Origin of the sequence: Pseudonocardia sp. DSM 110487 (assembly GCF_019468565.1) — a bacterium.
GTDB lineage: Bacteria > Actinomycetota > Actinomycetes > Mycobacteriales > Pseudonocardiaceae > Pseudonocardia.
Genome location: NZ_CP080521.1, coordinates 4212104 through 4228834, shown reverse-complemented (window position 1 = coordinate 4228834; position 16731 = coordinate 4212104). Strand labels below are relative to the sequence as shown.

At 72.2% G+C, this 16731-nt stretch carries 17 protein-coding genes and 1 pseudogene; 4 read left to right on the top strand and 14 right to left on the bottom strand.

Annotated features, from left to right (window positions below; genetic code table 11):
* Nucleotides 1-11 precede the first annotated feature (11 nt).
* Both K1T35_RS19625 and K1T35_RS19620 read right to left on the bottom strand, forming a co-directional pair.
* Nucleotides 12-455 carry a chromate resistance protein ChrB domain-containing protein gene (locus tag K1T35_RS19625; protein WP_220261569.1) on the bottom strand — a complete coding sequence of 148 codons (444 nt, stop codon included), beginning with the start codon at nt 453-455 and terminating at the stop codon, nt 12-14.
* The gene (locus tag K1T35_RS19620; RefSeq protein WP_255622296.1) at nt 452-928 is read right to left on the bottom strand and encodes a Chromate resistance protein ChrB; all 477 of its coding nucleotides are present in this window, start codon (nt 926-928) and stop codon (nt 452-454) included. Before K1T35_RS19620 ends, K1T35_RS19625 begins: the two co-directional genes overlap by 4 nt.
* A gap of 87 nt (nt 929-1015) precedes the next feature.
* Here K1T35_RS19620 and K1T35_RS19615 point away from each other — a divergent pair, with 87 nt between their 5' ends.
* Complete coding sequence (locus K1T35_RS19615) at nt 1016-1711, top strand: GNAT family N-acetyltransferase (RefSeq protein WP_220261568.1); 696 nt, start codon at nt 1016-1018, stop codon at nt 1709-1711.
* A 28-nt stretch (nt 1712-1739) separates the two neighbouring features.
* Entirely contained in the window at nt 1740-2093 is a 354-nt protein-coding gene (locus tag K1T35_RS19610; RefSeq protein ID WP_304940862.1) for a TetR/AcrR family transcriptional regulator C-terminal domain-containing protein, read from the top strand.
* A gap of 240 nt (nt 2094-2333) precedes the next feature.
* Here K1T35_RS19610 and K1T35_RS19605 read toward each other — a convergent pair.
* The 9 genes and pseudogenes from K1T35_RS19605 to K1T35_RS19565 all read right to left on the bottom strand — a co-directional run.
* Nucleotides 2334-3004 (bottom strand): annotated as a pseudogene (locus K1T35_RS19605) (LLM class flavin-dependent oxidoreductase); the annotation flags it as partial.
* Between the two features lie 207 nt (nt 3005-3211).
* A complete protein-coding gene (locus K1T35_RS19600; protein ID WP_220261567.1) occupies nt 3212-4324 on the bottom strand; it encodes an FAD-dependent oxidoreductase in 1113 nt (370 codons plus the stop codon).
* Nucleotides 4325-4466: 142 nt separating this feature from the next.
* Nucleotides 4467-5918: a YdiU family protein gene (locus K1T35_RS19595; protein WP_220261566.1), complete on the bottom strand. Its 1452-nt coding sequence runs from the start codon at nt 5916-5918 to the stop codon at nt 4467-4469.
* Nucleotides 5919-5927: 9 nt separating this feature from the next.
* The gene (locus K1T35_RS19590; protein ID WP_220261565.1) at nt 5928-7376 is read right to left on the bottom strand and encodes a carboxyl transferase domain-containing protein; all 1449 of its coding nucleotides are present in this window, start codon (nt 7374-7376) and stop codon (nt 5928-5930) included.
* Nucleotides 7373-8557, bottom strand: coding sequence for a CaiB/BaiF CoA-transferase family protein (locus tag K1T35_RS19585; RefSeq protein ID WP_220261564.1), 1185 nt, complete (start codon nt 8555-8557; stop codon nt 7373-7375). The genes K1T35_RS19590 and K1T35_RS19585 overlap by 4 nt, the downstream gene beginning before the upstream one ends.
* A 14-nt stretch (nt 8558-8571) precedes the next feature.
* Nucleotides 8572-9876 (bottom strand): SLC13 family permease, encoded by a 1305-nt coding sequence (locus tag K1T35_RS19580; protein ID WP_220261563.1) that lies wholly within the window; start codon nt 9874-9876, stop codon nt 8572-8574.
* Between the two features lie 157 nt (nt 9877-10033).
* Nucleotides 10034-10744, bottom strand: coding sequence for a FadR/GntR family transcriptional regulator (locus K1T35_RS19575; RefSeq protein WP_220261562.1), 711 nt, complete (start codon nt 10742-10744; stop codon nt 10034-10036).
* Between the two features lie 27 nt (nt 10745-10771).
* Nucleotides 10772-11437 carry a hypothetical protein gene (locus tag K1T35_RS19570; RefSeq protein ID WP_220261561.1) on the bottom strand — a complete coding sequence of 222 codons (666 nt, stop codon included), beginning with the start codon at nt 11435-11437 and terminating at the stop codon, nt 10772-10774.
* 133 nt (nt 11438-11570) lie between these two features.
* Nucleotides 11571-12536 carry a YafY family protein gene (locus K1T35_RS19565; protein WP_220261560.1) on the bottom strand — a complete coding sequence of 322 codons (966 nt, stop codon included), beginning with the start codon at nt 12534-12536 and terminating at the stop codon, nt 11571-11573.
* Between the two features lie 61 nt (nt 12537-12597).
* On the opposite strand from K1T35_RS19565, the gene K1T35_RS19560 reads away from it, so the two are divergent.
* Both K1T35_RS19560 and K1T35_RS19555 read left to right on the top strand, forming a co-directional pair.
* Nucleotides 12598-13170: a DinB family protein gene (locus K1T35_RS19560; RefSeq protein ID WP_220261559.1), complete on the top strand. Its 573-nt coding sequence runs from the start codon at nt 12598-12600 to the stop codon at nt 13168-13170.
* A 1-nt stretch (nt 13171) separates the two neighbouring features.
* Nucleotides 13172-13609 (top strand): VOC family protein, encoded by a 438-nt coding sequence (locus K1T35_RS19555; protein ID WP_220261558.1) that lies wholly within the window; start codon nt 13172-13174, stop codon nt 13607-13609.
* A gap of 52 nt (nt 13610-13661) precedes the next feature.
* Here K1T35_RS19555 and K1T35_RS19550 read toward each other — a convergent pair whose 3' ends face one another.
* From K1T35_RS19550 to K1T35_RS19540, 3 genes are all read right to left on the bottom strand, one after another.
* The gene (locus tag K1T35_RS19550; protein WP_255622290.1) at nt 13662-14891 is read right to left on the bottom strand and encodes an amidohydrolase family protein; all 1230 of its coding nucleotides are present in this window, start codon (nt 14889-14891) and stop codon (nt 13662-13664) included.
* Nucleotides 14892-14965: 74 nt separating this feature from the next.
* Entirely contained in the window at nt 14966-15727 is a 762-nt protein-coding gene (locus K1T35_RS19545; RefSeq protein ID WP_220261557.1) for an alpha/beta fold hydrolase, read from the bottom strand.
* A gap of 15 nt (nt 15728-15742) precedes the next feature.
* Nucleotides 15743-16627 carry a fumarylacetoacetate hydrolase family protein gene (locus K1T35_RS19540; RefSeq protein WP_220261556.1) on the bottom strand — a complete coding sequence of 295 codons (885 nt, stop codon included), beginning with the start codon at nt 16625-16627 and terminating at the stop codon, nt 15743-15745.
* Between the last annotated feature and the right edge of the window lie 104 nt (nt 16628-16731).

Here is a 16731-nt window from a genome sequence, read left to right as displayed (position 1 = left end):
TCGCTCCTGGGTCACGTCGGCGGCCGGCCGAGCAGCACGGCCCGCCGGAAGTACTCGTAGAGACCGTCGAACAGCGGCCCGGTGACGGCGAGCACGGCGGCGTCGCCGCTGGTCATCGACAACCCGCGCAGCACGGCGTCCAGCCCCGCCGCCTCGGGGGCGTCGAACCGGTCGTCCTCAAGGTCGGCCTCGTGCACGACCTCGGCGAGCTTCCACAGCACCGGGTCGGTCAGGTCGTAGCGGCGCAGGATCGTCTCGAACGTGCAGTCCTGCCCGGTGGGGCCGGGCTGGTGGCCCAGCTCCACCCCGCGCATGTCGAACGGGGTGGCGTCGCCGGGCACCTCGCTGCGGTCGCCCACGAACACGAACTCGGCGTCCGGGTCGACGAACCGCCGGATGAGCCAAGCCGACGCCGCGCGGTCGATGTGCACCCCGCGGCGCGTCGCCCACCTCACGCCTGCTCCGTCAGCGCACCGCCACGCGCGGCGAGTGCCTCGACGGCCGCCCGGGCGGCCGTGCGCTCTGCGGGCGGGAAGAAGTCCCGTCGCTCGATGCGCCTGAGCTCACCGCGCAGCCGCCGCAGCGCCGCGACCCCGCCGCCGGCCTCGGCCTGGTCGCGGACGTGGGCGTACTCGGCGGCCCGCGCGGCGGCCATCTGCCCGGCGAGCCGACGCTCGTCCGCGACCGTCTCCGGCCTCGCCGTCCACAGCATCGCCGACCCGCCGGCCTGCACCACGTCCTCGGCCACCCACTCCAACTGCTCGCGGGTACGCGCGTCGGCCGGGAGCGCGACCACGCCGTCGCCGACCTGCGCCACACCCAGCCGCTTCAGCCTCCGCCAGATCGCGATCCGCGGCGTGGACGGCTCCCGAGGCACCCGGTAGCAGAGCAGCACCCACTCCCCCGCATCGCTCGAGCCATTCGGCACCGGGAGATGTAACCACGGTTGCACCGTGACGACAAGTACTGTGGTGATCGGTTCCGGTTCGCTCACCCCTTCTGGAGGACCCCGCCCGTGAGCGAGCAGCACGTTCTCGACAACCCGATCCGCGCCTCGCTCCTCGGCCCCCACGCGCGCTTCGCGGTGCGACACGAGTCGGTCGTGCGTTATCCGCCCGACGTGTGCCCGTTCACGGCGCTGCCCGACGAGCCGGGCCTCGACGCGTGGATGGATCTGGCCGCGCTGGTCGGCCCCGGCGCGACGGCGGCCGTGTCGGCTCCGAGCGTCGAGCCACCGCCGGGCTGGGAGGTGCTCGCCGACATCGCGGCGGTCCAGCTCGTCGACACCGGTGTCGCGGCCGAGCCGGACCCCGACGCAGTGGTCCTCGGTCCCGCCGACGTGCCGGAGATGCTCGCCCTCGTGGAGCGCACCCGTCCGGGACCGTTCCTGCCCCGCACCATCGAGATGGGCACCTACCTCGGCATCCGGCGCGACGGCGAGCTCGTCGCGATGGCGGGCGAGCGGCTGCACCCGCCCGGCTGGACCGAGATCAGCGCCGTCTGCACCGACGAGCGGTTCCGCAGGCACGGGCTGGCCACCCGGCTCGTGCTGGCCGTCGCCGCCGGGATCCGGGAGCGCGGCGAGACCCCGCTGCTGCACGCCGCGGCGACGAACGTGCACGCGATCCGGCTGTACGAGTCGCTGGGCTTCGCGCTGCGCAGGCACACCCGGTTCGTCGGCCTCCGCGCGCTCGTCGAGGCCGTCGCCTGAGGGAGCTCACGCGGACGTCCGCGGCGCGCTGGAGGACGTCGCGCTCAAGCTGCTCGTCTGCTTCACCGACGAGCGGTCGTGGACGTTGCGCAGGCTCGTGATGGCCGAGGTCACGCAGATGCCCGACCTGGTCGACGTCTTCCTCGGCCGGGCCGCGGCCCGCGTCAACCAGTCGCTGGCCGACCGGCTGCTCGCGCTGTCCGTCGCGGGACACCTCCGAGTCGACGACCCCACCCTCGCCGCGGAGCAGTTCGGCAGCCTGCTGACCGGCGGGATGGACGGGCGCACCCGGTTCGGGACGCGCCGGGTGCCCGAGCCGGAGCTGCGCGAGGTCGCCCGTGCAACCGTCGACACGTTCCTGCGGGCATTCGCGCCCGCCTGATCATCCGCGCGGTCGCGTGCTGAGGCGGGGATGGCTGAACACCCGACCGCCGCCGTGCCCGCCGCCCGCCCGTCGATGTGACGGGCGGGGAGCGTCCGGTGTCCGGGTCGGCGTCACCGGCATCCGGAGCGGGTGACGGGCGGCCGGCACGGCGGGTCGGAACGTGGGCGGCGACAGGACGTCGTCCCGACGAGGGCGTAGTCGATATGGCGCCGCCTGGTCAGCCCACCGCGCAGGGACGAGCGGCTCGTCGCGGGCGGCGAGTTCCGCCTCCTTCTCCCGAATGATCGGGAGCACGTGGCGGCCGAAGTACTCGACCTCCTCGTGGTAGTGCAGGAAGCCGAGCAACAGCAGGTTCGTGCCCCGCCGCTTGTACTCGACCGCGCGGTCGGCGATCTGCTCCGGGGTGCCGATGAGCCGGCTTCGGAAGCCGTCGTTGTACTGGACGAGGTCCTCGAACGCCGAGTCGGCCCACATGCCGCGCCTGTCGGCGGTGGAGGCACCCGCCTGCTGCACGGCGCTACGGAAGCCCTCCACGGCCTCGACGTCCGCCGTGGCGATGATCTCGCGGAGCGTCTCGCGGGCCTCGCGCTCCGTGTCACGCGCGATGAGGAAGGCGTTGAGCCCGAACCGGACGGCGCCCGCCCGGCTCGCGTCGGCGGCGTGCGCATTGACCTCGTCGACCTGCTCGGCGAGAAGCTCGTGGACTCGTGCTGGTAGGCGGCGCCGTAGCTGGCGATGTAGCGCACCTGGGAGAGGGCGTACTCGAAGCCGTTGTCCTCGGCGAGCCGGGCAAGGTGCTTGTTGTAGTCGTATCCCCAGTCGGTGCGCTGCTCGATTTTGCTCGTGACGAGCCCACCGCTGACGTTGGGCACCCAGTAGGCGAACTTCAGTGGAGCGTGTGTGGACATGCGTGTCTCCCGAGAGTGGGGAACGGGTGGCGTGGTCGGGTCAGCGACACGCGCAGGAGACGACGCGCAGATGATCCACGTGGCGCCTGCGGACGAGCGGCGACGTGGTCATGTCCCGACGAGACCAGACGGCCGCCCGGCTGTCAAAGGCGGTCTCGCCATCCGGGCGAGCGGCCGGATGAGCCGGTGGCGGTACGGACAATCCGTTCAGGCACCGCCGGGCCACAGCCGGGCGGCGAGGTTGCGGGCGGCGAGGCCGAGCCTGGTCTTCGGCACGAGCAGGGCCGCTGATCGCGTGATCGCGCGCTGTTTCGGCGTGACCCGGGAGCGGTGGGCACGCTCGTACCGGCCGAAGGCGGCGGCGTGGTCGGCGGGTTGTTCGGCGAGCGCGGTGGCCAGGGCGTGAGCGCCTGCGATGGCGAGGCTGGAACCGTCGCCGAGCAGGGACACGCAGGAGGCGGCGTCGCCGAGCAGCGCGATGCGGCGGGTGGACCACGTGGGCAGATCGACAACGCTGACGGCATCGAAGAAGAGGTCGTCGGCGTCGGCGAGGCGGTCGAGCAGCTGCGGAACGCGCCATCCGGCGTCCGCGTAGGCCTCGGTGACGATCCGCTTGTGCTGATCCACGTTCCGGTAGTCGATCTCCTCGTCGCCGTTGCTACTGCGGAAGATGAACGCGATCAGCGCCTTGTCGCGGGCGGGGTGGATCGAGACCAGCCGCCCAGGGGCGTTGTGGATGAGCACCTCGTGCGGGTGCTCGACCGGTTCGCCGAGCGGCATGGTCGCGACGTGGAGGCCGGCGGAGCGCAGGAAGTCGCCCTCCGGCCCGAAGGCCATGCGCCGCACCGCGGAGTGCAACCCGTCAGCGCCGATCACCAGGTCGAAGCGACGCGGGGCGCCGTGCTCGAACGTGAGCTCCACACCGTGCTCGTCCTGGCGCACTGCGGTGATCGCGTCGTCGAAGAGGAACTCGGCCTCGTCCCGCGCCGCCTCATACAGGACGCCTGCGAGATCAGCACGTGGCACTTCGATCTCATTGCCGCGGGCCGCCGGCATGCCCACCGTGGTGATCGAGCGGCCGGAGGCGTCGAGCAGTCGCATCATGGTCGTTCGCGTGGCGACGTCGCGTAGCCGCGGCACGACCCCCATCGCCTCGACCACCGGCATGGCCGGACCGCGCACGTCGACGGGGTTCCCGCTGGAGCGCTGCCCGGGGGACCGCTCCACCACGGTGGGCCGGAACCCGTTGCGGGCCAGCCAGTAGGCCAGCGTCGATCCGGCCACGCCGGCCCCGGAGATCAACACGTCGCGAGTCGTCATGACGGGGGCGCCAGATCGCCCGGCACCTGGTCGAGGGCGCCGACCAGCCTGCCGACCCCGCCACGCTGAAGGCCGCGATCCGCGCCGCCACCGATGTCGCCCTCGCCCCGTGGCGACAGCACATGACACGCCACGGATCCACTCACGTGCCGCAGTAGGTGACGTGGGCGCGGCTGCCCGCCGGCGCCGGTTCGGCGTAGCGGTCCAGCCCGGCCCGCTCGTCGAACGGGCTCGCGACGACCTCGAGGAGGCGGTGGAACGGCGCCATGTCCCCCTCGGTTGCCGCGGTCAGCGCCTCCTCCACGATGTGGTTGCGCGGGATGTAGACGGGGTTGACCCGGTCCATCGCCGCCGCGACGGCCCCGCGGTCCGGGGGCAGCAGGGCCTCCCACCGCGCCGCCCACGCGTCGAACGCGTCCGGCTCGACGAACAGCGACCGCGCCTCGCCACCCCGCAGCTGCGCCGACAGCGCCCGGAAGAACCGCGTGAAGTCCACGCGCTGGTCGTGCAGCAGGACGAGCAGGTCCCGGAACAGTGCCGCGTCCGGTGTCTCGAGGCCGAGCTTCGCGGCCATGCCGCTCGCCCAGTGCGCGTCGTACCGCTCGACGAACGAGCTCACGACCTCGGTGGCGGCGCCGACCGCCGCGTCCAGGTCCTCGTCGATCAGCGGCAGCAGCGTCTCGCCCAGCCGGGCGAGGTTCCACTGGGCGATGCCGGGCTGGTTGCCGTAGGCATAGCGGCCGCCGTGGTCGATCGAGCTGAAGACCGTGCCGGGGTCGAAGGCGTCCATGAACGCGCAGGGGCCGTAGTCGATGGTCTCCCCGGAGATCGTGGTGTTGTCGGTGTTCATGACGCCGTGCACGAACCCGACGAGCATCCAGCGCGCCACCAGCGAGGCCTGCGCGTCGACGACCTGCCGGTAGAACTCGAGATAGGGATTCGCCGCCTCGGCGACGTCCGGGTGGTGGCGCGCGATCGCATAGTCCGCCAGCTGCCGGACGATCTCCGGGTCGCCCGCCGCGTACTGGAACGTGCCGACCCGCAGGTGGCTGGCCGCGACCCGGGCGAGCACCGCACCGGGCAAGAGCGTCTCCCGCACGACCCGGTCGCCGGTGGCGACGACCGCGAGCGCCCGGCTGGTGGGGATGCCCAACGCGTGCATCGCCTCCCCCATCACGTACTCCCGCAGCATCGGCCCGACCGCGGCCTTGCCGTCCCCGCCGCGCGCGAACGGGGTGCGTCCCGAGCCCTTCAGGTGCAGGTCACGCCGCCGCCCGTCGCGGTCGACGAGCTCGCCGAGCAGCAGCGCCCGCCCGTCGCCGAGCCGCGGCTGGTAAGCGCCGAACTGGTGGCCCGCGTACACCTGCGCCACGGGCCGCGCTTCCTCCGGAACCCCGGCACCCACGAAGAGCGCGACACCCGCAGGCGTCCGCAACGCCTCCGCGTCGAGCCCCAGCTCACCGGCCAGCTCCGTGTTGAGCACCAGTAGGGCGGGCGACGGCACCGGTGCCGCCGTCCACGGCACCGACAGGCGGGGCAGTTCGCGGGCGAAGGAGTGGTCGAACTCCAGCAGCGGTCCGGCGCTGACGGTCATTCCCCGAGGCTACGTGGCTGAACGCCGATCTCGGGTCGCGTCCCGGATGGCGGCGACGCAGGCCGCGACCATGGCGTGCGCGAACGCCTCGGGGTCCTCGTGGGCTGCGGGGCGTTCCGGCACCACGACGTGCACGATGCCCTCGTCGAGCAGGTCGAAGGAGCTCACCTTCTGCCGCTCGGCCATCTGCGGTGCGTGAGCGATGTCGTGGTGGAGGATGGCGCTGGCACCCTCGGGGGGCAGCGGCGACAGCCACGCGTGCTCGGCGGCGATCACGCGGTCGGCCGGCAGCAGCGCAAGGGCGGCTCCCCCGCTGCCCTGTCCGAGCAGCACCGACACCGACGGCACCGACAGTCCGGACATGTCCGCGAGGCAGCGCGCGATCTCCCCGGCGAGCGCGCCCTCCTCGGCGCGCGGGGAGAGCGCTGCACCCGGTGTGTCGATCACGGCGACGAGCGGGAGGCGTAGCTCCTCGGCGAGCCGCATGCCCCGGCGCGCCTCGCGGAGCGCGGTCGGCCCGAGCGGCCGCTCGGGGGTCTGATGGCGGCGGTCCTGGCCCACCAGGACGCACGGCACGCCGTCGAACGCGGTCAGCGCGAGCAGCAACCCGGCGTCGCGCTGGCCGTCGCCGGTGCCGCTGAGCGGGATGACGTCGTCGGCGCCGATCCGCAGCAGGTCGCGGACGCCGGGGCGGTCCGGGCGCCGGGTCAGCAGCACCGACTCCCATGTCGACGTGGTACGCCGCGGCGGCGGGGCGGGTTCGGCCGCGCGGGGTGCCGCGCTGTGGGGTGTGAGGAGCCGCAGCACTCGCCGGGCCACCGTCGCCAGTTCCTCCGGCGCCACGACACCGTCGATGACGCCCTTCGCGACGAGGTTCTCGGCCACCTGGACACCGCTCGGGAACGGTTTGCCGGTGAGCGCCTCGACGATGCGCGGGCCGAGGAAGCCGATGAGCGCACCCGGCTCCGCGACCGTGACGTGCCCGAGCGACCCCCACGACGCGAAGACGCCGCCGGTCGTCGGATTGCGCAGGTAGACGAGGTAGGGCAAGCCCGCGGCCTTGTGCGCCACGATGGCCTTCGAGATCGAGATCATCTCGACGAACGCGGGAGTGCCCTCCTGCATCCGGGTGCCGCCGGATGCGGTGGCGACGAGCAGGGGAAGGCGATCCCGGGTTGCCCTGCGGACCGCCGCGACGATCCGGCGTGCGGTGGCGCGCCCGATCGACCCGCCCATGAAGGCGAACTCGCCTGCGATCACGGCGACGCCGGTGCCGTCGATCGTGCCCGCGCCCGTCACGACGGCCTCGTCGGTGCCGGCCCGTTCCCGTGCCGCCACGAGCTGCGCCGCGTACTCGGGTTCGAACCCGGTGAGGTCCACGGGTGTGTCCCAGCTGACGAAGGTGTCGCCGAGGACCAGCTCGATCAGCTCGCTGGCGCGCAGGTGAGTGCGGATCATCGCCGCTCCGTTCCCGCGAGCCAGGCACGGACCGAGGCCCCGTCACCGTCGAGCGTGGGCGGCGCCGTGTGCGCCGTCCTCGTGACTTCCCGGCCGTCCCGGTCGAAGAACCGCAGCGGCGGGCCCGCGAGCTGCACGGGACCCAGTGTCGCGTGGTCGACGTCGATGAGCAGCCCCTGGCTGTGGGTCTGCTCCCACGCGTACACCTCGTCGAGGGTCCGTACCTTGCCCGCGGGGACGCCTGCCTCGGCGAGCCGGGCGAGCAGGTCGGCGGCCGTCCACCGCCCGAAGGCGTCCTCGATGACGTCGACGAGCTTCTCGCGGTGGGCGACCCGCTCCGGGTTGGTGGCGAAGCCGGACATCTCGGCGTCGATGTCGAAGGCCGCACAGAACCGCTGCCAGAGCCCTTCACTCCCGACGGCGATCTGCACCGCGCCGTTGGCACAGCGGAACAGCCCGTACGGCGCGATGGACGCGTGGTGGTTGCCCTGCCCCCGCCCGACCTCGCCGGCCATGGTCCACCGGGTGGCCTGGAACCCGTGCACGCCGACGGTGGCAGCGAGCAGCGAGGTGCGCACCACGGTGCCCGCACCGGTGCGGGCGCGTTCGATCAGCGCGGCAAGGGCTCCGTAGGCGCCGTACATGCCGGCCAGCAGGTCGGCGATGGGGGTGCCGACCTTCTGCGGATCGTCCGGGCCAGACCCGGTCAGCGACATCAGGCCCGCCTCGCCCTGCGCGATCTGGTCGTACCCGGCCCGGCCGCCCTCGGGACCGTCGTGCCCGAAGCCGGTGATCGAGAGGATGACCAGCCCGGGGTTCACGTCGTGCAGCACGTCGAACCCGAGCCCGAGCCGGTCCAGCACCCCGGTGCGGAAGTTCTCGACCAGGACGTCCGCGCGCTCGACCAGCTCGAGCAGCGTCGCCCGGTCGCCGGGCGCCTTGAGGTTCAGGGTGATGGATTCCTTGTTGCGGTTGGCCGAGAGGAAGTACGTCGACTCCTCCGCGTCCGGGTCGCCGACGAACGGCGGGCCCCAGCCGCGGGTGTCGTCACCCGCGCCCGGCGCCTCGACCTTGATCACCCGTGCGCCGAGGTCGCCGAGCATCATCGTGGCGTGCGGCCCGGCCAGCGCCCGGGACAGGTCGACCACCAGCGTGCCGGACAACGGACCAGCATCGGACATCGAGCTCACCTCTTTCAGATCACGCCGGTGACGACGAGGGCGGCCCACGCGAGCAGCGGCCCCGCGACGGTGACGATCACGCTGTAGCCCAGGATCTGCTTGTAGAACCGGTCCTCGGGGATGCTGTCCGGCCGGTTGGCGACCATCAGCGCGCCGTTGGTCGAGAACGGGCTGACGTCGACGATCGTCGAGGACACCGCGAGGGCGGCGACCACCGCGACGGCGCTCACGTCACCGGAGGCGATCAGCGGGATCGCGATCGGGATGATGATCGGCAGCAGCGCCGTCGAGGAGGCGAACGCCGAGGTCACGCCGCCGACGTAGCACAGCACCAGCGCGCCGATGAGGACCGTGCCGAGTCCGGCGGCCCAGTTGCCGACCGCCTCCGGGGCGCCCGCCGTGCTGAGGATCGTCGCGAACGTGCTGACGCCGGCGACGAGCAGCACGGTCGACCAGGCGATCTGCTTGATGGCGCCCTTCTGCTCCTTCGGGAAGAGCGCGGTCAGGATCACGGCCGCGGTGATGGCGGTGAACCCGATGTTCCGCTCGAACACGAGCGCCACGAGGGCCACCGCGACGAAGGCGACGAGGGTGATGACCTGGTCGGTGAGCATCTTCCGGCTGTTCTTGACCACGGGCGGCGCCGTGGCAACCCCGCCGCCCGACACGGGCGGGGGCGGCTCGACGTCCAGCTCGTCGGTTCCGAGGCGCCTGCCCATGAGCTCGCGCCCGCCGAGTGCGAGGAACAGCACCACCGCGATGGCCAGGTTGAAGACCAGGCTCGCCAGGAAGATGGCCTCCTCGCTCACGGGAAGGCCGTTCTCCCGCATCACCGAGTTGGTGATCACGCCGTAGATGCTGATCGGCGAGAACCCGCCCGCCTGGGCGCCGTGCACGACGAACATCCCCATCATCAGCGGGCTGATCTTGTGCCGGCCGGCGAACCCGAGCGCGATCGGCCCGACGATCGCGCAGGCCGCGGGGCTCGCGGCGCCGATCGCGGTGAGGACGGCCGTGACGGCGAACATCACCCACGGGACGAGCCCCACCCGGCCACCGACGAGGCGTACGGCGCCGCGGACGATCAGGTCGACGGTGCCGTTGTTGCGGGCGATGGCGAACAGGTAGGTGACGCCCACCAGCGTCAGCACCAGGTCGCCGCTGATGCCGTCGATGATCTCCCGCTCGGAGAGCCCGAGGGCGTACATCCCCACGAGCCACGCGGCGACGAAGCCGAGCGCTCCCATGTTGATCGGCAGCACAGTGCCGACGACGAACAGCGCGACGAGCGCGATGATGGACAACCACTCTGGGGCCATGATCGTTCCTTGGGTCTCCGGGGCCGGGTGGCCCACACGAGGCGCGTCATCGTTGACTGAGATCACGCGTGGCTGAGTGGCCTAGCCAATCGGTCTCTGGGACACTTGTCAAGGGACGTGCGTCACCCAGGGAAGAGACGTGAGGAACGTCAGATCACTAGTCGCGCAGCAGCGCGACGTCGGAAACCGCCTCGATGTGGGCGGCCATCGCCGCGCCCGCGCCGGCCGCGTCGCCCTCGCGGATGGCGTCGGCGACCTTGCGGTGCGCTTCGAGGGACTCGCGCGGACGTCCCGGCTGGGCCAGCGACTCGATCCGGCTCTCCCGGATCAGCTCGGAGATCTCGGCCATGAGCCGGGCGAGCAGGCCCGAGTGCGCCGCGGCGGTGACGGCGGCGTGGAACTGCTCGTCGCCGGACACCCCCCGGCCGCCGCCCTCGATGTCGCGGTTCATCGCGTCGAGCGCGGCGTCGATGGCGGCGAGGTCGTCCTCGGTGCGCCGCGTCGCGGCGAGCCCGGCGAGCTTCACCTCGAGCGCCTCGCGGGCCTCGATCACCTCGCGGAGGCGGTGCCGCCGCGCATACAGCGCGGCGAGCACCTGGCGGTCGGCCGGGATGTCCTGGATCACCGCGCCGTCGCCGTGCCGGACGTCGATCACGCCCTGGACCTCGAGCGCGACGAGCGCCTGGCTCACTGTCGCCCGGCTGACGGCCAGTTGGGTGGCGAGCTCACGTTCGGGCGGCAGCCGGTCGCCGACCTTCAGACCTTCGGCGTGGATGTGGTCCAGCAATCGCTCGACGAGCTGCTCGTAGAGGCGGGTGCGGGCGAACGGACGCAGCGCGTCCCTGCGACGCCCCGGAGCTGCGGTCACGGTCAAAGAGTACAGGTGTCCTACTGGCTAGGTCAGTCGCCGGTAAACGCCGACGCCCGCGACGATCGTCCACACCATCGACAGCACCCGCCCGGCCGGGAGGGCGATGCTGGCGGGGTAGATGACCAGCGACAGGACGGACAGCACCGCGATCCCGCCTGCCACGAGGCCGAACCAGCGGGTGGGCGCACCGAACAGGCGCTCGCGGCCGAGGAGCATCGCCGAGCCGAGGACGAACACGCCGAGCGTCACGACGGCGACCACGCCGCCCGCGTAGAAGTTCGCCTGGCGCAGCGCCACGACCGCGGCGTCGGTCACCGACGTCACGAGCATCACGAGCGTCACCGACAGCGCGGACGACACCACCATGGCGGCGACGGACAGGTAGCCGACGCGCGGCAGCCACGCGGCGCCGACCGCGCGCAGGGCCGGCGCGAGGAAGCCGACGAACACCGCCAGACAGGCCACCGAGAGGACCTGCAGACCCGCGGTGAGCATGATCGAGAGGGGGTTCGCCGCGTAGTACGCGGCCACCTCCGAGACCGGCGCGTCGGGCATCGGCAACGGCCTGTCCGCGAACGCGCCGGACACCGGGCCCACCGCGAGGAACGCCCCGAGAAAGCCGATGGGCGCGAGGACGGCGGCGCCGAGCTGCGGCGCGGACCGGTTCCGGGCAGAAGCGGGGACGGCCATGGTGCATCTCCCTTGTTCGGATCGGAGTCCTCACGATCCGGAATCGGGCATACCGGCGCGTCCCGCTCAGGAGGCGATCCCGGATACCGCGCCCGCGGTACCTGCCGGTGCGGCCCTGCGCTCCGGGACGTAGCTAGGCCGTCTGCCCCGGCAAGGACAGCGCCGCGACGCGGCGGGCGAGCTGGGCGGCGGCCTCGCGCAGCTCCGGAGGTTCCAGCACCTCGGCCTCGAAGCCCAGCCGCGCGATGTGCACGGCGAGCCAGTCCAGGTCCACCCCGCCGACGACGAGCACGCACCACCCGTCGCGATCATCCTCGACCCGTGCCACCTGGGGCGGCACGAGTTCCCGCACCTCACCGGCTCTGGCGCGCAGCCGCACTCGGGCGAGGTAGCGGTACGGCGCCTCGGTGACCGAACGCTGCACGTAGGCGACGGGGTCCGGGTGCTCCCTCGGCCGGAAGCGCCACGTCGTCGCGACCACCTCGCGCATCCGGTCCAGCCGGAAGGTGCGCCAGCCGTCGCGGTCGACGTCCCATGCCATCAGGTACCAGCGGCGGGCGGTGGCGACCATCCGCACCGGCTCCACCGTCCGCTCGCGTTCCGCACCGTCGCGGGCGGCGTACCGGAACCGGACGCGCACGGCGTCCCGGCACGCCCGCGCGAGCGTCACCAGCAGCTCCGCGTCGATCTCGACGCCAGGGCCGACGAGGGTCTCGGTGGCGCCGTGCACCGCCCGCACCTCGGCGCGCAGCCGCGGCGGCATCACCTGGTCGAGCTTCGCGAGCGCCCGCAGAGCCGCCTCACCCGCACCGGCAACCGTGCCGCCCGACGCCATCCGCAGGGAGACCGCCGTCGCGATCGCCTCCTCGTCGAGGAGCAGCGGCGGCAGCCGGCTGCCCGCGCCGAGCTGGTAACCGCCGCCGACTCCCGCCGTCGCGTGCACGGGATAGCCGAGCGCGCGCAGCCGCTCCACGTCGCGACGCACCGAGCGGTCGGTGACCCCCAGCTCCGCCGCGAGCTCGGCGGCGGTCCACGACGGCCGCCGCTGCAGCAGCGCCAGCAACCGCAGCACCCGCTCGGTGGTCGCCTCCACGGACACGCGTTCATCGTTCCACGAATCACGGAACGAATCTGTCCGGTATTCGCGGGAGGCTGTGGCCGTGACCGACCAGACCTGGAACTCCCTGCTACGCGATCAGATCGACTGGCACTGGACCCACCAGCTACGCGACCGCCTCGACGGGCTCACCGACGACGAGTACTTCTGGGAACCGGCGCCCGGCAGCTGGAGCGTGCGCCCGCCTGGCACCGGCACCGCACCGATGCAGGTCGGATCCGGCACGGTGGCCATCGACTACGCGATTCCGCAGCCCGTCCCGGCACCGTTCACGACCATCGCGTGGCGGCTCGGGCACGTGATCGTCGGCGTGCTCGCGATGCGCAACGCGTCGCACTTCGGCCGTGCGGCCACCGACTACCAGTCGTTCGAGTACGCCCCGACCGCGGCCGCGGCGCTGGCCCAGCTCGACGACGAGTACGCCACGTGGCTGGCCGGGGTCGAGTCGCTCGGCGAAGCCGGCCTCACGCGTCCGTGCGGGGAGGCGGAGGGTCCGTATGCGGAGCTTCCCCTCGCAACGCTGGTGCTGCACATCAACCGCGAGCTGATCCACCACCTGGCCGAGGTCTGCCTGCTCCGCGACCTCTACCTGCACACCCGACGGGAGGCGAGCTGACATGGCCCGCGACGTCCAGATCACCTTCGACTGTGCCGACCCGGCCGGGTTGGCGACGTTCTGGGCCGACGTCCTCGGCTACCAGGTGCAGGCGCCGCCCCAGGGATTCGACTCGTGGGATCAGGCCCTGGAGGCGTTCGGCGTGCCGCCGGAGAAGCGCAACGACGCCTCGGCGGTGATCGACCCCGACGGCTCAGGGCCGCGGCTGTTCTTCCAGCGGGTGCCGGAGGGCAAGCAGGTCAAGAACCGCGTGCACCTCGACGTGCGCGCCGCGCCCGGGCTCGAGGGCGATGCGCGGATGGCGGCGCTCGAGGCCGAGGCCGAGCGGCTCGTCTCCCGAGGCGCCACCCGGATCGAGCGCCACGAGCCCGCTCCCCCGCTCGCGGGCGGTCACATCGTGATGGCCGACCCGGAGGGCAACGAGTTCTGCCTGGACTGATCCGGTGGCGACGACCGGGAGGACCCGATCGACGAGTGATCCGACGACAGCCTCAGGCGGGTTCCTTGTGGAACTGGCCGTCCTTCATGATGCAGTGGAGCCGGTCGTGCTCCTGCAGGACCGTGATGTCGGCGAGCGGGTCGCCGTCGACGAGTAGCAGGTCCGCCAGGTAGCCGGGCTGCACCTTGCCCAGCTCGTCGGGCCGCAGCATGATCTCGCCGCCCAACGCGGTAGCGGAGATGATCGCCTCCATCGGGGTGAAGCCCAGCAGCTCGACGAAGTGCTGCAGGTCGCGGGCGTAGGTGCCGTGCGGCGTCCAGGCGAAGCCGTAGTCGCCGCCGGGCAGGACCTTGATCCCGCGCCGGTGCATCTCACGCAGGCCCTTGGTGGCGATCTCCAGCTCGCGCTTGTACCCGACGGCCTCGGCGGCCTCCTGCGGGAACCCGAACGACTCGGCCTCGTAGAGCGTCGCGACGAGCCAGTTGATGCCGGGCGCGACGAAGACCCAGTCCTTGTTGGCCTCGAGCATGTCCATGCCCTCGGCGTCGGTGAAGCTGGCGTGGTAGATGATGTCGACCTTGTGCCGCAAGCACATCTTCACGCTCTCCGCTGAGCGGGCGTGGGCGCAGACGCGCTTGCCGCGTCGGTGCGCCTCGGCGACGGCGGCGGCGACCTCCTCGTCGGAGAAGTAGGTGTCCTCGGCACGCTTTGTGCCGGTGATCTCCTCGCCGGTCATCGAGAGCTTGATCTGGTCGACCCCGAGGTCGACGAGCTCGCGCACGGCTTTACGCATGCCCTCCGGCCCGTCGGCGAACTTGGTGATCGACTTGATCAGCGCGCCGCCGGTCACGGCGATCTCCGGGCCGTTGGCCAGGTAGCGGGGGCCGGGGATGCGGCCTGCGTTGATCGCGTCCCGGCACACCACGTCGAGGCGGTCCTTGGCCGAGGCGGCGCCGAGGCACATGGTGTAGCCGGAGTCGATGTAGGTGCGGGCCGACTCGATGCAGAACAGCAGGTGCTCCTCGACGGGCATGGTGCCCAGCCCGTCGAGGTCGGCCGAGTTGTTCCAGGAGAAGTGGGTGTGGGCGTCGCACAACCCGGACATCAGGGTGCGGCCACGCCCCTCGATGACGCGTGCACCATCGGTGGTGCCCGGGTCGACGGTGCCGACCGCGGCGACGCGATCGCCCTCGACGAGGACGTCGCCCGGGTAGGGGTCGGCTCCGGTGGAGTCGAGGATGCTGACGTTGCGGAAGAGGATCTTGCTGGTCGGTACAGGCATCGTTGCCCTCCTCTGTAGGGGACGGTAAGCCGGCGGAGCTTGCGGAGCCGGCGGGGTGGGTAGGCAGAGTCCGGTCAGAGGAACTTGAGCAGCAGGTCGGTGACGGGGCCGGCGGCCTCGAGAGTGGTCCAGTGGCCGACACCGGGCAGAACCTCGACGGTGGCCGTGCCGTGGGCGTCGGCGATCTCGCGGCCGGCCTGCGGCGGGCCGACCGCGTCGTCGGCGCCGGTGACGAGCAACAGCGGCAGCCCTGCCGCGACGGGCCCGGGATCGGTTGCTGCGGCCAGCGCCTCGCAGTTGCGGGCGTAGCCCTCGGCGTCCTGGCGCATGATCAGCTCGCGGACGAACGCGGCCACCTCCGGCTTGTCGCGGCGCGTGGCGGCCGAGAGCGCGTTCGCGACGATCGCCGGGGCCACGGCGGCCGTACCCTGTGCCCGCACGGTGGCGGCGCGGTCGCGCTGGGCCTGCCGTACCGCGTCGGCGGGCGCCCGCACCGCGCCGAGCAGCGCCAACGCGGACACCCGGCCGGGGTGGCGGGCGGCGAGGTCGCGGACCACGAGCGTGCCCATGGAGTGGCCGACGGCCGCCGCGGCGTCGACCTCGAGTGCGTCGAGGACAGCGACGAGGTCGTCGGCGTGCGACGCGATGCCGACGTCGTCGGTGAGACCGGAGCGCCCGGCACCCGCGCTGTCGACCCGGATCACCCTGAACCGCTCGGCCAGTGCCTCGGCCTGCACCTGGTAGACGTTCGACGTCCCACCCAACCCGTGCACCATCAGCACCGTGGGACCGTTGCCCTCGACCTCGACGGCGAGTTCTTTACCGTTGACCTGCACGTATGGCGTCCTTCCTCACGCGATGCGGTTGCGCTGGGCGCCGAGCCCGGTGATCGCGACTTCGACGACGTCGCCGCTGCCCACGAACCTCGGCGGGTCGAATCCGATGCCGACGCCTGCCGGGGTGCCGGTGGCGATAATGTCGCCGGGCAGCAGGGTGATCCCGGCGGAGATCGTGGCGATCAGCTCGGGGATGTCGAAGATCAGGTCCTTGACGGGCGCCGACTGCCGGCGCTCGCCGTTGACGAAGCTCTCGACCTGCAACGCGGTCACGTCCGGCACCTCGTCGGCCGAGACCGCGTAGGGGCCCATCGGGCAGTGCGTGTCGAGCGATTTGCCGATCAGCCACTGCTTGTGGATGCGCTGCAGGTCGCGCGCTGTGAAGTCGTTGACGGCCGTGTAGCCCCACACGTGCTCGAAGGCCCGGTCCTTCGCGATGCCGCGACCGCCGCGCCCGATGATCACGGCGAGCTCGGCCTCGTAGTCCAGCTCGGAGGTGACGCCGTGGTGCGGGTCGATGTCGGCGAACGGGCCGATGACGGCGGTGGTGGCCTTGGTGAACACCACCGGGTACTCCGGGATGGCCTCGGACCGGTCCGGGGTGTCGTAGCCACTTCGCCCGAACTCGACGGCGTGGTCGCGGTAGTTCTTGCCGACGCAGAAGATGTTGCGCCGCGGCACCGGGACCGGCGCGAGCAGGGTGACCCCGTCCAAGGCCTGCGCCGGGAGCTCCCCCGCGCGCTCGGCCAGTACGGGCCCGAGCTCTGCCCACATCTCGATGACGTCGAGCACCCCTGCCCCGTGCGGAAGCAGCGCGGTCGCGTCACGGACCAGGCGCGCGCCGGCGTCCACCACGCCGACGCACGGGCCGGTCCCCGACGAGAAGGTCACCAGCTTCATGGACAACCAATCTGAACCAATCGACACCAATTGAGGCGCCGCAGACCGTACGCTGGAGCGTCGCGCCTGTCGATGGCCGGCGACTATTGGTTCATATTGGTCTA

Bases quoted from the DNA above. Each gene is read 5' to 3' on its own strand.
- K1T35_RS19600 (WP_220261567.1), bottom strand. From the start codon at position 4,324: ATGACGACTCGCGACGTGTTGATCTCCGGGGCCGGCGTGGCCGGATCG.
- K1T35_RS19595 (WP_220261566.1), bottom strand. From the start codon at position 5,918: ATGACCGTCAGCGCCGGACCGCTGCTGGAGTTCGACCACTCCTTCGCC.
- K1T35_RS19590 (WP_220261565.1), bottom strand. From the start codon at position 7,376: ATGATCCGCACTCACCTGCGCGCCAGCGAGCTGATCGAGCTGGTCCTC.
- K1T35_RS19585 (WP_220261564.1), bottom strand. From the start codon at position 8,557: ATGTCCGATGCTGGTCCGTTGTCCGGCACGCTGGTGGTCGACCTGTCC.
- K1T35_RS19580 (WP_220261563.1), bottom strand. From the start codon at position 9,876: ATGGCCCCAGAGTGGTTGTCCATCATCGCGCTCGTCGCGCTGTTCGTC.
- K1T35_RS19570 (WP_220261561.1), bottom strand. From the start codon at position 11,437: ATGGCCGTCCCCGCTTCTGCCCGGAACCGGTCCGCGCCGCAGCTCGGC.
- K1T35_RS19555 (WP_220261558.1), top strand. From the start codon at position 13,172: ATGGCCCGCGACGTCCAGATCACCTTCGACTGTGCCGACCCGGCCGGG.
- K1T35_RS19550 (WP_255622290.1), bottom strand. From the start codon at position 14,891: ATGCCTGTACCGACCAGCAAGATCCTCTTCCGCAACGTCAGCATCCTC.
- K1T35_RS19540 (WP_220261556.1), bottom strand. From the start codon at position 16,627: ATGAAGCTGGTGACCTTCTCGTCGGGGACCGGCCCGTGCGTCGGCGTG.